General features: G+C 42.1%; 14 protein-coding genes. 13 read left to right on the top strand and 1 reads right to left on the bottom strand.

The genetic code is table 11. From position 1 onward, the window contains the following. The first annotated feature begins 159 nt into the window (after positions 1–159). From BLW60_RS17360 to BLW60_RS16895, 7 genes are all read left to right on the top strand, one after another. Positions 160–645 (top strand): rhodanese-like domain-containing protein, encoded by a 486-nt coding sequence (locus BLW60_RS17360; RefSeq protein ID WP_347496697.1) that lies wholly within the window; start codon positions 160–162, stop codon positions 643–645. A 238-nt stretch (positions 646–883) separates the two neighbouring features. Beyond that, positions 884–1,258 carry a GntR family transcriptional regulator gene (locus tag BLW60_RS14750; RefSeq protein ID WP_074718742.1) on the top strand — a complete coding sequence of 125 codons (375 nt, stop codon included), beginning with the start codon at positions 884–886 and terminating at the stop codon, positions 1,256–1,258. 1 nt (position 1,259) lies between these two features. Continuing rightward, entirely contained in the window at positions 1,260–2,138 is an 879-nt protein-coding gene (locus BLW60_RS14745; protein WP_074718740.1) for an ABC transporter ATP-binding protein, read from the top strand. After that, on the top strand, positions 2,138–2,893 hold the full coding sequence (locus tag BLW60_RS14740; protein ID WP_074718738.1) for an ABC-2 transporter permease: 756 nt from the start codon (positions 2,138–2,140) through the stop codon (positions 2,891–2,893). Before BLW60_RS14745 ends, BLW60_RS14740 begins: the two co-directional genes overlap by 1 nt. After that, entirely contained in the window at positions 2,893–3,600 is a 708-nt protein-coding gene (locus BLW60_RS14735; RefSeq protein WP_074718736.1) for an ABC-2 transporter permease, read from the top strand. The genes BLW60_RS14740 and BLW60_RS14735 overlap by 1 nt, the downstream gene beginning before the upstream one ends. Then, complete coding sequence (locus BLW60_RS14730; RefSeq protein ID WP_074718734.1) at positions 3,590–4,453, top strand: type II CAAX endopeptidase family protein; 864 nt, start codon at positions 3,590–3,592, stop codon at positions 4,451–4,453. Before BLW60_RS14735 ends, BLW60_RS14730 begins: the two co-directional genes overlap by 11 nt. A 207-nt stretch (positions 4,454–4,660) precedes the next feature. Further along, the gene (locus tag BLW60_RS16895; protein ID WP_175460949.1) at positions 4,661–4,804 is read left to right on the top strand and encodes a hypothetical protein; all 144 of its coding nucleotides are present in this window, start codon (positions 4,661–4,663) and stop codon (positions 4,802–4,804) included. A gap of 48 nt (positions 4,805–4,852) precedes the next feature. Here BLW60_RS16895 and BLW60_RS14725 read toward each other — a convergent pair whose 3' ends face one another. Then, positions 4,853–7,027 carry a substrate-binding domain-containing protein gene (locus BLW60_RS14725; protein WP_074718732.1) on the bottom strand — a complete coding sequence of 725 codons (2,175 nt, stop codon included), beginning with the start codon at positions 7,025–7,027 and terminating at the stop codon, positions 4,853–4,855. 196 nt (positions 7,028–7,223) lie between these two features. Between BLW60_RS14725 and BLW60_RS14720 the strand changes: the two genes are divergently transcribed. The 6 genes from BLW60_RS14720 (at position 7,224) to BLW60_RS14695 (ending at position 15,954) form a co-directional block, all read left to right on the top strand. After that, positions 7,224–9,458, top strand: a complete 2,235-nt coding sequence (locus tag BLW60_RS14720) for a cellulase family glycosylhydrolase (RefSeq protein ID WP_074718728.1) — start codon at positions 7,224–7,226, stop codon at positions 9,456–9,458. A 254-nt stretch (positions 9,459–9,712) separates the two neighbouring features. Continuing rightward, the gene (locus BLW60_RS14715) at positions 9,713–10,300 is read left to right on the top strand and encodes a hypothetical protein (RefSeq protein WP_074718724.1); all 588 of its coding nucleotides are present in this window, start codon (positions 9,713–9,715) and stop codon (positions 10,298–10,300) included. A gap of 386 nt (positions 10,301–10,686) precedes the next feature. Further along, on the top strand, positions 10,687–11,472 hold the full coding sequence (locus BLW60_RS14710; protein ID WP_074718721.1) for an alpha/beta fold hydrolase: 786 nt from the start codon (positions 10,687–10,689) through the stop codon (positions 11,470–11,472). A 275-nt stretch (positions 11,473–11,747) separates the two neighbouring features. After that, positions 11,748–12,362: a TetR/AcrR family transcriptional regulator gene (locus BLW60_RS14705; RefSeq protein WP_074718719.1), complete on the top strand. Its 615-nt coding sequence runs from the start codon at positions 11,748–11,750 to the stop codon at positions 12,360–12,362. Between the two features lie 99 nt (positions 12,363–12,461). Next, positions 12,462–14,225: an ABC transporter ATP-binding protein gene (locus BLW60_RS14700; protein ID WP_074718717.1), complete on the top strand. Its 1,764-nt coding sequence runs from the start codon at positions 12,462–12,464 to the stop codon at positions 14,223–14,225. Beyond that, positions 14,218–15,954 carry an ABC transporter ATP-binding protein gene (locus BLW60_RS14695; RefSeq protein ID WP_074718715.1) on the top strand — a complete coding sequence of 579 codons (1,737 nt, stop codon included), beginning with the start codon at positions 14,218–14,220 and terminating at the stop codon, positions 15,952–15,954. The genes BLW60_RS14700 and BLW60_RS14695 overlap by 8 nt, the downstream gene beginning before the upstream one ends. The last annotated feature ends 12 nt before the right edge of the window (positions 15,955–15,966 follow it).

Here is a 15,966-nt window from a genome sequence, read left to right as displayed (position 1 = left end):
GAAGAAAGTACAGCTGAAAGCCAAAAAGGCGATATAAACTCAGACGGTATCGTTGACGTATTTAACATTATTCCTCTCAGAATAATTATCCTTGATGTTTTTTAAGGCGAAGAGTATTATAATTTCAGTGCAGATGTTAACTGTGACGGAGAAGTTAGTATTTCAGATCTTGTATTTCTGCAAAGGGTTATTCTTGGCATTGAGAGATCTGCTGTTGCAACACCACCAACTACTATTTCAACAACGACCTCTTTTTCTTATACAACTACTACTGCTGCAACAACTACCGAGAATAACGTTCAGAATACAACATCTCAAACTTCAGCAGCAAGCTATAAGCATATAACTCAGGAAAAAGCCAAGGAAATGATGCAGGCTGACGACGGTCATATTATTGTAGATGTGCGTCGTCAGGACGAATATGACAGTGGGCATATCCCTGATGCGATACTTATACCGAATGAATCAATAGATATATATCAGCCTAAAGAACTGCCTGACCTTGATCAGATCATTCTGATATATTGCCGAAGCGGTCGCCGCAGCAAAGAAGCAGCTCAGAAACTTGTTGATATGGGTTATACGAATATCTACGAATTCGGCGGTATCATCGACTGGGACGGAGAGATAGTTACAGATCCATAAAAACGAAAAGATCAAATCAAAACCACCCGTTGAAAGGGTGGTTTTGATTTATGCTGTAAATTTTGGTTTTGAAAAAAGTTAAATCGTCTATTCACTTGGAATTATCAAAATAATTTTTAAAAGTACTTGACAAAGTGTAACGCAGTTGATATAATTGTATAAAAGGTAGTTATACAATTTAGACTTTGCTATCCGGAAAGCAGGTAAAGTTATATAACCACAAGGAGTGTACACTGAAATGAATATCAACATTAGCAACTCATCTGGCGAGCCTATCTATATACAGATAGCAAACCAGATAAAAACTATGATACTGGAGGGAAAACTCAAAGAGGGCGAAGCTCTGCCCTCTATGCGGATACTCGCAACTGAGCTCCGTATCAGTTTCATGACGACTAAACGCGCTTATGAGGAGCTTGAACGTGATGGCTTTATTGAAAGCTATACTGGAAAGGGCTCTTTCGTAAAGGCGCAGAACATAGAGCTTTATCGTGAAGAGCAGATCAAACGTATAGAATCTCTACTCATGGAAGCAGGCGATTCAGCACGCAAGATAGGCGTTACAATGGAGGAACTTCATGAATTGCTTGACCTTGTTAACGGAGGGGAATAATATGAATGACTATGTAAACGCTGTTGAGATCAAGGGCGTTACAAAAAAATATGACGGCTTTACTCTTGACAATATAAGTTTTGATATACCTAAGGGCTGTATCATGGGCTTTATCGGGCAAAATGGTGCTGGCAAGACCACGACTATACGAAGTATGCTTCATATCACCAATATTGACAGCGGTGAGATAAAACTCCTCGGTCTTGACCATATAAAGGACGAAACGGAGATAAAAAAGCGTATTACCGTAGTATTTGACGAGCTGCCGTTTCATGATGTATTCAATGCAAGGGATATGGCACGAATCTTCGAGGGTATGTACCCTGAATGGGATAATGACGCATATTTAAAGTATATCAAGCGTTTTCAGCTGCCAGAGAAAAAGAAAATAGGACAATTCTCCAAAGGTATGAAAATGAAATTACAGATAGCCTGCGCCCTATCCCATAATGCAGAGCTTCTTGTTATGGACGAAGCAACTACAGGACTTGACCCTGTTGTACGTGACGAGATACTGCACATCTTCATGGAGTATATGCAAAACGGCGAGCGTTCTATCCTGATGTCCTCGCATATCACCTCCGACCTTGAAAAGATAGCCGATATGGTGACGTTCATCGACAAGGGAAAGATTTTGCTGACAGGCTACAAGGACGAAATTATCGAGATCCACGGTATCCTCAAATGCGGCAAGGAGAAGCTCGCGGAGATAGACGATGAGGACATCGTCAGCATACGCACAAACAATTTCGGTGCGGAGGTCATGGTGAACGACCGTGAGAATGCAGGCTGCAAGTACCGTGACTGCGTGATAGATCCTGCAAGCCTTGACGATATCATGCTATACTATGTTCACCGTGACGCAAAGGAGTGGTCGTAATGAAACTATACAGATCGCTTATATACCGTGAATTGAAGCTGACACGCAAACGCGGTCTCCTGATGCTGATACTGTTTCTGCTGCTGGCGCTGCTGATGATATCACCAATTTTCTTCGGCTTTTTCTCTATGGCTGTCGAAGGCGAGGATTCACCTAAGGATGTGATACCTATTTTCGTGGTGACAATCGCACTAACAGGCGGTATACTGGCAGGCACAAATAACGGCGTACAGAAGGCGGACATCAGCTCAGGCTGGAAGCGGTATTCCTTTATTCTTCCGCCTACAGCGAGACAGCAGGCGCTTTCAGATTTGCTGACAAAGCTGTGCTATGTCCTGTTATTCGGATTTTTGTCAGCGGCTTTTGCATTCATATACACCACCATAGCGGATTATAACAACATTGCTGTCATGCTGAATGTTTATTTCGGAGCAGTCTGTGCGACGATGCTGGTCGACCTCGCATACAGCTATATCATGATGTATGCAAATGATAAAGATCAGATGAAGCTGATAGGTATCCTTGCGTTTGTCGGTGCAGGAGCCATTTTTAAAGTTTTCGGCTTGTTCCCTGGCTTTAATAAAACTGAGCAGACTGCTGAGGACGGTGCTATGATATCGGAGGAAGCAATCAATAGGTTGGAGGCTGTGTTATGCTCGGGGAAAACAACATTATGTTTAGCAGCTGCATTTGCTGTGATATGTGTACTATTCTTCCTTGTGATGTGGCGGTCGCACGAAAGGAGAGAGCCGTAATGACGGGACTTGTTTACAAGGAATGGAAGCAGAACCGCTGGTATATTCTCTCTATGATACTCTGCGGAGCTGCTCCGCTGCTCGTACTCTTGTTTTTTCACAGCCAAATATCAGACATCGGCGAAGCTCCGCTGCGTATCGGCGGACTGATAGCAGGCTTTCTTACAGCAGGAGCTTTGCAAATGCTGGTACTCCGCGGCGATGACCGCAAGCTGTGGGGCTACTGGATAACCGCAACACCAGACGGCTACAATGGCTTTCTGCGTGTGAAGTATGAGATGATATTTGCAATGATAGTATTGTTTCTGTTCACGCTGCAATGTGTGGACAGAGGGTACTGTGCTTTTGCCGCTGATATGGGGAATACAGAGGTTGCAGAGATAAGCGGCATTGCCGTTTTGCTGTGCTTTGTGCAGATACTTCTCCGTGCGATAGATATTCCGTTCGTATATCGCTTCGGCAGTAAGAAGGGCAGCTTTGTAAAACTGATATGCATGATCGTGCTTACTATTATTCTGTTGGCACTGCTTTTTCTGAATATAGACCGTCTTGATACATTCTTTGATTCTTGCAAAAAGGTGTTCAGTGTGCAGAACAGTCCGCTGATACTGTCAGTCGGTCTGGTGTTGTGTCTTGCGTTGTATTACATCTCCTACCGTATCACTTGCAGGCTGTATCTGAAAGGGGTGGAGCAGTATGACCGCTAAAAAAGAGTGTGCAAAGCGGCTCGGTATCTATCTGCTGATAGTGTTTGCTTTCATGCTGTTCTACATTCTTTGCGCCAAGCTCATGCACCAATCACATACGGTATACTACATCATATACATGATATTTTCATTTTCTCCTGCGATAGCAAGCCTTATCACAAGAGCCGTTACCAAAGAAGGCTTCCGCGATATGAAACTGCATCTGCACCTTACAGGCAATATCAGGTATTATCTGCTTTCATTCGGACTCCCTCTGATATGTCTTTCTTCGATGTTTCTGCTCCCTGTAATTGTCAGCGGTCATGCTGACTGGCTTGGGGGATTCACTTTCGGCAATGTTCTATCAAATGCATTTCTACTCATTTCATTTTCCGCTGTGCAGTCTATTGGTCTGCTCGGTGAGGAGCTTGGCTGGCGTGGATATATGAATCAGAAAATGGAGCCGCTACTCGGTACGGTAGGTACATGTCTGGTCGGCGGTATCGTATGGGGACTGTGGCATTTTCCTATGGATATCTCAGGCTATCTTGATGGAAACAGCACGTTCTCAGAAGTGCTCGTTTCAACATTCGGCAGGCTTGCAATGCTTACCTGCTTCGGGACGTTTCTGATTTGGCTGACAAAAAAGACAGATAGTGTTTTTCCTGCGGTGATTGCTCATTTTATGTATAATCAAAGTCAGTTTACTTTGACAGAGCTTTTATATATGGGCAATATCTCCGAAGATATATCACTGCCATTATGGACAGATATTTTGAGATATATCCCTACGCTCATCATAGCAGTGATATTTATAATATTACTTCTGCGAGACAAGAAAAAAGATATTAAGGATAATATAGCAACTATATGAATGAAGTTAGCTCCCATAATGGAACTAACTTCTATATTGTGAAAATGCATTAACACTATTCCTCCAAGTATTTGACTACATCGAAACCGTATTTCGTCTTGTTTTTGTAAAAAAGGATAAGTTTGATATTATCTGTGTGCATCTGCGCAGCTGCTAATACTCCACGATACATATCAGCCTTATGGAGCTGAGAACATCAACTGCCGTATGTACGTGGTTGACGGCTGGTTCAGTGATGTTACAGTAAAGTCAAATCAGGTCGATTACGGTGGAGGACTTGTTCCTGTTGATAAAAAGTATCAATACAACTGCGGCAACGTAATTATTATCCAAGAAACGCTTGCTTTTTAAAATATAAAGACGATTTATAAAAAAGCCTGAGAACAGTATTTGATGTTTTCAGGCTTTTTCAGATTTTATGATTTTTCTGTAGTCCGAGGCAGTCATACCTTTTTTCTTTCGGAAGAGCTTCATAAAATGTGAAGCATCGGGGTAACCGCATTTCTCAGCTATTTCGCTGACGTTGAGAGATGTGTTAACAAGTAACCTTTCTGCAAGTGCAAGACGAGCGGAAATAACATCTGCGTTAAAGCTTATATTGAGGAACAGGCGGTAGAGATGCTGAAAGTAAGAAACGCTTATGCCTATTTTTGAGGCAGCTTTTTTCGCGGTCCAATCAAGCTGCGGCTCTTCGTAGATATTGTATTGCAGCTCGCGTAGCTTCCCAAGAAATTCACTGGTGTTTTCTGTGGAGGAACTCCGCATATCCTCAAGCTTTTTTTCAAGCTGCGCAATCATATCAGTTGGAGCTGTATTGCTGTCGGTTACTACAGATAAATGCCTGAGCATAGCCGATATGCTAATGTTCTGCTGCATCTCTATCATTTTCAGATTAGATTTCAGTGAGTTTATGAAGAGCTGCTCTGGGAAGTCGTAATCGTCACATTCGCCTATGATTATAAACTCCTCACTGCCTGTTCTTGCAGCAAGCTCACCCCTTGCGCACGAAAGGTTTACTGCCTGTGCAAACGAGACTATTATCTGACGGACATACTCATTGCCGTACTGCCCACGGTACTGCTCAGCTCCCTCGATACAATAGAGAACACCGTAATAGTGACGGTCAGAAGCAAGTGAGTCGGTACGTGATATAAGTCCCTTACGGCTGAAAAGTCCAGTGAGGATATCACGCTCAGAGAGACGCTGTATCTTATCGTTGAGGTATCTTTCATAGTCAAGCATACGAACGCGCTCTATGGTGTTTGCAGCAACCTGACAGAATTCACCGTAGTACTGCTCAAAAACTATGCTGTCCGAATACCTGCGGACACAGTATCCGAAATTCCTGTCGAGATAGTGCAGGGGAGTGAAGATATATGCGGAAGGCTGGTTTGAAAGCTCCTGCTGAGGTATCATCGTATCAAGTGTAAATTCCTGCTGAGATATGTCGCACCTGCCATTGCAGTACTTCATACGGCAGAACATTTTATCTGTGTAGACGCTGCCCGAGTTCTCCTCATCGCCGCTGCAAAGGCAGAGGAAGAAGTCGCTTTTCGGATATAGGAGATATGCATTCTGTGCAAGGACTATTGCGCACTCTTCCATGTTCTTGACATTGTTCATCATGGAAGAGTAATTGCTGTGCATAAATATGCTCATAGTCATGTCCCTTGCAAACATTTTATCACTGATGACTGCATCATCGGAAGTATCTGCCTTGCAGCCGCAGCTTGCTCCAACTTTAACGCCAGGGCGAACCTCTATGGGATTACAGGGGCTTTCACCGCTTATGAGCTTATGTATGCGGCATACAGCTTCTATACCGTTTTCCTTGAAGCCGTTGCCGAAAGTGGTAAGTGACGGGTGATAGCTGCTGACATCAGGATTTCCGTCATAACCGCCCACGGCGATATCATCGGGAACATTAATACCATTTTTTGCAAGTGAAAGACAGAGCTGTAAAGCCATGTAATCATTTCCGCAAACAATAGCCTGCGGACGTTCTATCTCGCCATTTGCGATTCGTGCCGCAAAGCTCTTGGCGTAGTCTACCCAGAAGTCGCCGTAGAACACATGATCCTGTCTGAAAGGTATGCCATTTTCGGCGAGAGCGTCCTTGTAGCCTTCTATTCGTTCGGTGGTATGTATCACGTGCTCCGGACCTCCGAGACAGTATATCTTTTTAAAGCTATGTACTCTTATGAAGTGCTCTGTGAGATGTTGAAAATTCTCTCTGTTGTTTTGCAGGCAGCTCTCAAAGCGGTCACTTACATAATCGAGAGCAATTACCGGTATACCCTTTTCAAAGAGCATATCCTCTAACTTTTTTGACAGAGAGCGGCTGTAGAATGAGCCTAAGTCAATGATAGCTCCGTCGAAGCTGAGCTGCTTGATGAGGGTGTAGATATTTTCATCGCCTTTAAGGTGTTCGGTCTCGTTATCGAAGTTTACGAAATGTGTCAGCACTATAAAGTCATAGCAGAGAGCGGCAGACTGCTGATACATGGCTTCTATAAGACTGGTCTGGTAGAGTTTTTCCACATTTACGGTTATGAATGCTATTCGTTTTCTCATGAGTGTCACCTCTTTTATCTGATTATAGCACATAAATCGTCGGAAATCAACCATAAAAAGCTGAAATGTACATAAATTCAGTTGGAATTTTCATTGAAATTTACATTTATTTGTTCTATAATAATACTAACATGAACTGAAGCAGGGGACAGCTTTCCCTGCAAATTCTAAACTGTATAGAAAGGAAGTTTTTATTATGAATAGTTTCTTTAAGAAAGGCTGTTCCGCTGCTCTTGCAGCAGTTACTCTTGTTTCCTCAACTATGGGAAGCACCATTTTCAGCACATCTGCTGTCAGCTCAAGCATTCAGCAGTTCGCGGCCGAAAGCACAGATAGCGCGTTCACTATTCCTGCTGAGGTATTGAGCTCAGAAATCAGTGTAACAGATATCGGCGATTTTTCTGTTCCGCTTCTTACAAGTAATAAGGTAGGAGCTTCGAGCTACAATATCCCTGATCTCAATATCCCTACAAAGTCTGTTCCTGAGACTGAGGGCATCAAATTCGTAAAAGATATGCGTCTTGGCTGGAACCTTGGAAATACAATGGACGCTATTGACGATACAGGCTGGGTAGGCAGCGAAATGGGTATCGAGACCTGTTGGAACGGCGGCTACAAGACATCAAAGAAGATGATAGACACCGTAAAGGCGGCAGGTTTCAGAACCGTACGTATCCCTGTTTCATGGCACAACCACGTTGACAGCAATTACCAGATCACAAAGCAGTGGATGGACAGAGTTCAGGAGATCGTTGACTACGCTATAGATGACGGTATGTACGTTATCCTCAACGTTCATCATGATAACGACGCAAAGTATATGTACCCTGATACTGCTCATTACAATCAGTCTAAGAAGTACATGACAACTGTCTGGTCACAGATAGCAGACCGCTTCAAGGAATATGACAACAAGCTCATTTTTGAGACCATGAATGAACCGCGTCTTATAGGTCATCAGAACGAATGGTGGATCAATCCGTCAAACGCTGACTGTATTGACGCTATAAAGACCATCAACAAGCTCAATCAGGACTGTCTTGACACTATTCGTAAGTCAGGCGGAAACAACGGCACAAGATACGTTGCAGTTCCCGGTTATGACTGTTCAGTCGACGGTGCTACCAATGAGAATTTCCAGATACCTAACGACAGTGTACAGAACAGACTTATCGTAGCTGTTCACGCATATCTGCCATACGGTTTCGCTCTTGCTGAGGAAAGCGATTCCCAGAGTGTTCGCAATTTCAATATCAATACAGACACAGGCGAGATAAATCAGGCGTTCGATAAGGTCTACCAGAAGTACACATCAAAGGGTATCCCTGTTTACGTTGGTGAGTACGGCGCAAGAGAAAAAGGCAACAACGTTCAGGACAGAGTTGACTGCGCTGCATATTTCACAGCATATGCTTCATCTGTAGGCGTTACCTGCTGCTGGTGGGACGATATAAGCTTCATGCTTCTTGACAGATCAAACTGCACATGGAAACGTCCCGAAATAGTTGCTGCTATCAACAAGTACGCAAGAGGAGAAGCTGAGTCTACTATCGTTACTTCTGTTACAAATCCGAATGAGATAGTGACCACGACTACATCTGTAAATGTTTCCGACAGCGAAAAGATCTACGGTACAGACAACGGAAGCGGCACAGTAAACTTCGGTACAAGTATCGGCGAAACAGCATTTGTAGCCGTTCAGTTCGCAGGCAATACAAACTTCATGAACGGCTGTCTCGGCTTCTCACCACAGCTCAACGGTAAGAATTACTGGGTATCATACGTTTGGGAGGCTAAGAAGTCTGGCACTATTACTCTTGACATGAACAATCCAAAGCAGGTAATGGATGTATCCACTGACCCTGCCGAGGCTGTTACAGATGCTGATGTAAAGAAGCAGCTTATCGAGATGATAAAGAAAGAAAAGTCCGCACTCTTACAGGCTTGGTATGCTTCTGACAAATCAGGCAAGGAGATCACTCCTCCTGCTTCGGGAGCCGAGAGCATAAAGGCATTTATTATATCCTCAAACGGCTCACAGCAGACAACAACTACTACAACTACTTCCGCAACTACAACATCGACAACAACTACAACTTCAACTGTTACTTCAACTTCGACTACATCGACAACCACTGTTACAGAGCCTGTGACAACAACAACTATCACTAATGATACAGTTGTAAAGGCAGACAAGTACGGCGATGTAAACTGCGACGGTGACATAGATATGTCAGATGTTGTACTCATAATGCAGTACCTTGCAAATCCGAACAAGTACGGTCTGAATGGTTCAGACGTCAAGCATATCACTGAAAAAGGACTTGCAAACGGTGATGTTGACAAGTCCAGCGAGGGTATCACAGCAAATGACGCTCTCCGCATACAGGAGTACCTTCTCAATAAGGTGGCTTCTCTTGATATCGCATAATGCTTCATAATTGAACTGCCATATAAAAAACTCCGCTGTATATCAAACAAAGCGGAGTTTTTTATATGCAGATGTGACATTTATATTTTTTTGTTCGTTTGTTATAAATGGAATGTAAATGTCAAACATATCAGTTTAAGTTTTTTCAGTCTATTTGAAAACTGAAATGATGTGTATTTGATTTTATTTACAAAACATGATATAATTTTAAAGTTGTTTTTAGCAAAGTAATTTTGGGAAGGATTTGATAAAATATGAAAAGAACAACATTTAAACTTACACTGGCTTTTACACTTGCAGTATGCTCACTGGCAGGCTGCGAAAAAACTGATTCAGACTTCAAAAATGACGAAAAAAAGAACACGACTACTTCCGCTTTAACGACTGCATTGGTAACTTCAGAAAGCAGTTCGACCACTGTCACGAATTTGGCTGATATAACAGATGCTATTCAGCAGACTCAAACTGAGACGGCTCTGACTGATCAAACTGAACCCTCTCAGACAGATAAAACTGATGATACAACCGTTGAGCAGAATGGAAGCAAATCAGATACTATTACAGAAAAGCAGGCATTTGATGCAATCCAAAATTATTGTTTCATTAGAAATCCTAATTTAAAAAACATGGTGGATTCGGGCGAATATAATATATATTGGGAAGTTCATACAAATGACGCTAATGAAATAGTAGTATTGTACAGATCTTATACTGCTGCACAAACACGCTATTATATTGATCCTGTTTCAGGAGAAACGTATGTTACCGAGTTAGTTCCGGGAATAATAGATGAGGAACAGCGTACAGAAGAAAGCTTTAATATAAGAGACTACTTAGCTTAATAATTCATTTTTTACCTGTAATAACATAATCAGGAATGTATCCTCAATATCCTTGTATAGGTCAAGGATATTGAGGATACCGTTATGTGAACAGCCTGACAGCAGCTTGTGTTTACAGTCCTTCACAGATTTTAATCTGAGTAAATGTGAGAAGGTTAAGACAGGTGTCATTAAAACAAAAAAGCAAAATAATTTATAAAGTGATGTATTTTAAAAACTTTTAATATACAAATAGTATTTTATTGGCAGAACCATATTACCTGTTTTGAAAAACTAAACAAACTGTAAATGTTGCAAACTTCGTATTGACGAGCTAAATGATTGATGATATAATAACGGTATAGAGAATACATTGTGTATATAAAATGCGTAGGAGGGGTATATAAATGTTGCATAACACATTTTATCCTGCCGAGGACGGCAATACGGAAACTATCGTTCTGCTGCATGGTTTTGGAGGCAATTCACGTATTTGGAAATATCAGCTGCCGTTACTTTCAAAACATTACAATGTTCTTACTATTGATCTTCCAAGTCATAATGAAGGTAATCTTAGGCTGTCACAGCTCGAAGTCAGTTTAGACGCAATAAGCAAAGAAATACTTGCGGTATGTGATCAGCATTCTATACGTCACTCTATATTCATGGGAGTATCGCTTGGTACGATTTTTGTAAAGTATATTCAAGCATTTTATCCTGAATATGTTGACTTCGGAATTCTTGTGGGCGCAGTCGCAACTGTAAATACTCTGCTTCACGGCTGCGCACGTCTTTTTTCAAAAATAGGGGACAAACTTCCGTTTGCTACAGTTTACCATGTTTTCAGCTGGATAATTATGCCCGGAAAGCGTAATGAAGAAAGCCGAAGCATCTTTCGTAAATGTGCTATTGCATTGAATAAAAAAGAATTTAAGTTATATATGCATATTTTTAATCAGGCTTTTCGTTTCAGCAAATTATTTGAAAAGGAATATCATCCTGAAAACATATACATTTCAGGTAAGCTTGATTCATGTTTTCTGCGTCGTACAGTACGGGAAGCTAAGAGTACCTGCGGCAGAATGATACAGATGGCAGCCTGCGGTCATGTATGCAACATAGTACAGAAGGAGCGTTTTAACGAAATTATGCTGAAGGTACTTGACAGGAATTATACTGTTATAGCTGAATAGTAAAGGTCTGTCACTTATATTTGAATTTTTCTCTGTCCGCCAGAATTGAAAGCCGGTATTTCGATGAAATATCGGCTTTCTTATATACATTTATCTGTTCACAGGTAAAAACACACGAAAGATAAGAGTTTCTCTATTTGAAAAGTGTTAAAATAGGAAAAAATAACTTAAAAACGCAATACGCTCTGAAAAACACTTGACAAGGCGAAAGAGAACAGTGTATACTATTAATGTTAGTATACACTGTTCATTTACTTTTTTCGGGAGGTGAGTCTATGCCAAGAGACAAGACACAGAGCCATGAAAGGATCATTGAGGCTGCAAAAAAAGAGTTTATGGAGTACGGCTTTACAGATGCTTCGCTGCGAAGAATAGCGACTGAGGCAGGCATACAGGTCGGCGGTCTGTATAAGCATTTCTCAAGCAAGGAGGAAATGTTTGCATCGCTGGTAGAGCCAACGATAGCAGGACTTATGGATTGCTTTCACGGAATAGAAAACGACTATTTTGATGAGATAGGCAAGGTAGCAGCTGAATCTATATGGAAAGATCAGATGGAAACTGTCAGATTTATGGGATACATCTATGACCATTTCGACGAGTTCAAGCTGATAGTTTGCAGATCACAGGGGACAAAATACGAAAACTTCACTCATGACATAGCAAAGCTTGAGGAAGAAGTAACAATAATATATATGAACGAGTTGAAGAAAAGTGGGATAGCTGTCAATGACGTAGACGAAAAGGAATTTCATCTTCTTGTGACAGCAAGTGTTGAAGCAATTCTTCAGGCAGTCGTTCATGATTTTACAAAAGATGAAGCCATGCACTACGCCCATACACTTGAAAAATTCTATCTTCCGGCGTGGAAGGCTTTATTTGATCTTTAATACTAATAATCAAGGGAAGCGCTGTATCTGCGTTTCCCTATAAAAAAGCATATGCGTTAGTTGTTACAAACAACAATAAAATGGAGGCGGATCATCATAATGAAAAAGAAACGGAGTCTATTATCCTGGATACTTGAATTTGCAGGAAGTAAGAAAGGATATTTCGGAGGGAGTGTTTTACTCGCTGTTTTTGGCGTGGCAGCATCATTTATCCCATATCTTATAATGGCTGATATTGTTGAAAAGCTGCTGGACGGCAACAGAGATTGGGACTATTACCTGAAACAGACATTGTTTATGGGCATATTCTGGGTGATAAGGATCACTCTGCACTCTTTATCAACTTCCTTATCTCATGCAGCAACATTTACCGTATTGGGAAGCATCAGAAAACAGCTATGTGAAAAGCTTTCAAGGATACCGCTTGGCTCGGTGCTTGATGACAACAGCGGAAGCTACAAGAACATCATTGTTGAAAGAGTTGACTCAATGGAAACGACTCTGGCACATATTGTACCTGAGTTTACGGCAAATCTCTTGCTGCCTGTCATTATGTTCATCTACTTGCTTACGCTTGACTGGCGTTTAGGATCAGCTAATCTTGTAGGTGCAGCGATCGGTCTTGTCTGCGCTGTGATCATGTTTGCCAAAAGCAATGGCTGTTATGAATTATCCATTGAAAAGACAAAAAAGCTCAATGATACCGCTGTGGAGTATATCAATGGCATAGAAGTCATAAAAGCATTCGGAAAGACGGGCAGTTCGTATGAGAAATTCGTAACAGCTGCAAGAGAAGGAGCAGATGTTTTCATCGACTGGATGCGCAGATGCATCTGGCCGCAGGCTGGAACGATGTCATTTTTGCCTGCAACTTTCTTAGGCGTTCTGCCTATAGGGCTGCTGCTGGTAAAGAACGGCTCACTGACTGCTGTGAACTTCATTACAGGCATCATTCTCTCGGCAGGACTTATAACACCCCTTGTTGTGGCGTTTTCTTACATTGACGATATATTAAATATGAAAACGATCTTCGGTGAAGTGACCGAGATCATCGAACGTAAGGACATGGTGAGACCTGCTGAGCTGACAAAGAAGCCGGTTGGTTCTGACATAAGGCTCTCGGATGTTAGATTTACCTACATGGATAAGGAAGTTCTGCACGGTATCAATATGGAGATAAAACAGGGGGAGGTCGCAGCAATTGTTGGTCCTTCGGGTTCGGGAAAGAGTACTATCGCGAGACTAATCGACTCACTGTGGGATACTGATTCAGGTGATATTACATACGGAGGCGTAAACATCAAAGAGCTGCCTCTTGATTACTATATGGGACAGATATCCTATGTGGCACAGGATAACTACCTTTTCGATATGTCGGTAAAGGAAAACATCAGGCTCGGCAGATCAGGAGCAACTGACGAGGACTTTATCAATGCGGCAAAAGCTACAGGCTGTCATGAGTTCATCATGGGACTTGAAAACGGATATGATACAGTGGTCGGCGGCGCAGGCGAACACCTTAGCGGAGGAGAGCGTCAGAGGATATGTATTGCAAGGGCAATGCTCAAAAATGCTACCGTGGTAATACTTGATGAAGCTACCGCTTACACTGATCCCGAAAACGAAGCACTTGTGCAGTCAAGCGTTGCAAAACTGATACAAGGAAGAACACTTATCGTTATCGCTCACCGACTTTCTACTATCGTAGATGCAGATAAGATATTTGTCATCAACAAGGGAAATATCGAAGCTTGCGGCACACAGGAAGAACTTCTGAACTCATGTGGGCTTTATCGTAAAATGTGGGAAGCACACAGTCTTGTCAAGGATAACGATAACGGAAAGGAGAACGCATATGCTTGAAATGATAAAAAAATTCTTTGGCTTTTGCAATGACAGGAACAGAAAAAAATTCCACAAGTCTATCGTGCTCGGTGTGATAGAAGCTATGTTCACTGCCATGAAAATACCTGCTGCATTTGTTGCGATCAAGGCAGTTCTTGACGATAATATCGACACAAAAGCTATCCTTACAGTCATCGCGCTGATGCTGATAAGTACACTCGGAAAGACGGTGATAAGCCGCTTTTCTACAATGATGCAAACAGAGGGCGGATATGATACTGCTGCACTCAAACGAATTGAAATAGGTGAGCATTTACGTTATCTGCCTATGGGCTACTTCAATGATACAAGCCTCGGACATATTACCTCGGTCGCTACAAACACAATGGAGCAAATGGGTGATATCGCAACCCGTGCAATAATGCTTGTATTACAGGGCGGCATAACGACTGCTGTCATCGCTCTTTTCATGTTTGTTTTTGACGTTCGCATCGGATTTATTTCACTTGCAGGCATAGGCGTTTTTATTCTTGTTAATCAGTGGACAAACCGAAGTGTTGCAAAGGTCGCAGATGAAAAGATCTCCGCCGATAAGGAAATGGTAGGAGTGATACTCGAATACATTCAGGGCATCTCGGAGATAAGGAACTACAACATCATAGGTCTCAATCAGTCAAAGATAAAGAATTCGATCGAGCGTAAGAAAAACGCTGATATCTCAGCTGAACTGGCTGCGATACCTGCTGTAGGGCTTCAAAATCTTATCTGCAAGCTAATAGGCGTTGCCATAGCAGGGGCATCAGTATATTTCTTCCTGAACGGAAGTATGGAGCTTGTATACACCATAACAATGCTTTTGTGCTCATTCATGGTTTTTGAGTCACTGGATTCGGCAGGTATTTACAGTGCACTTCTCCGTGTTATTGGAAAATGTGTTGATCTGGCTTCTGAGATACTCAGCATCGAGCAGATGGAAACCGCAGGAGAAGATATTACACCCCAAAACAGGGACATTCGCCTTGAACACGTCAGCTTTGCATACGATAACAGAAAGATAATTGACGATGTTTCACTTGAAATAAAAGAAAACACTACAACCGCTATCGTAGGACCTTCAGGTGGAGGCAAGACAACGATCACTTCTCTTATCTCACGCTTCTGGGACGTTCAGGAAGGGCAGGTCACACTGGGCGGCAGAAATGTTAAAGACTATAGCTTTGATTCACTTATGGAGAACTTCAGCTTTGTTTTTCAGCGCGTCTACCTTTTTGAAGATACTATTGCCAACAATATACGTTTCGGCAGACCTGAAGCGTATATGGAGGAAGTTGAAGAAGCAGCCAAAAAAGCTTCCTGCCATGATTTCATAATGTCACTTCCAAACGGCTATGATACAGTGATAGGTGAGGGTGGTGCAACACTTTCAGGCGGTGAAAAGCAAAGGCTTGCCATTGCCCGTGCGATAATGAAAGATGCTCCTATTATCATACTTGATGAAGCTACTGCAAATGTTGATCCTGAAAACGAAAAGGAACTTACGGAAGCCATAGAGAACCTTACAAAGCATAAAACCATAATAATGATTGCTCACAGACTAAAAACGGTGAGAAATGCCGACCAGATAATCGTAGTTGACAAGGGGCGTATCGTTCAGAAAGGACGCCATGAAGAGCTTATGGCGCAGGAGGGCATATACAAGAACTTCATCAGCGGCAGAAAACAGGCAGTAAGCTGGAAACTGGCGTAACTGATAAAAAAC

Source organism: Ruminococcus flavefaciens, from assembly GCF_900108555.1.
Taxonomy (GTDB): domain Bacteria; phylum Bacillota; class Clostridia; order Oscillospirales; family Ruminococcaceae; genus Ruminococcus; species Ruminococcus flavefaciens_P.
The sequence above is the reverse complement of the archived record's forward strand: the minus strand, read 5'-3'. Positions and strand labels throughout refer to the sequence as shown.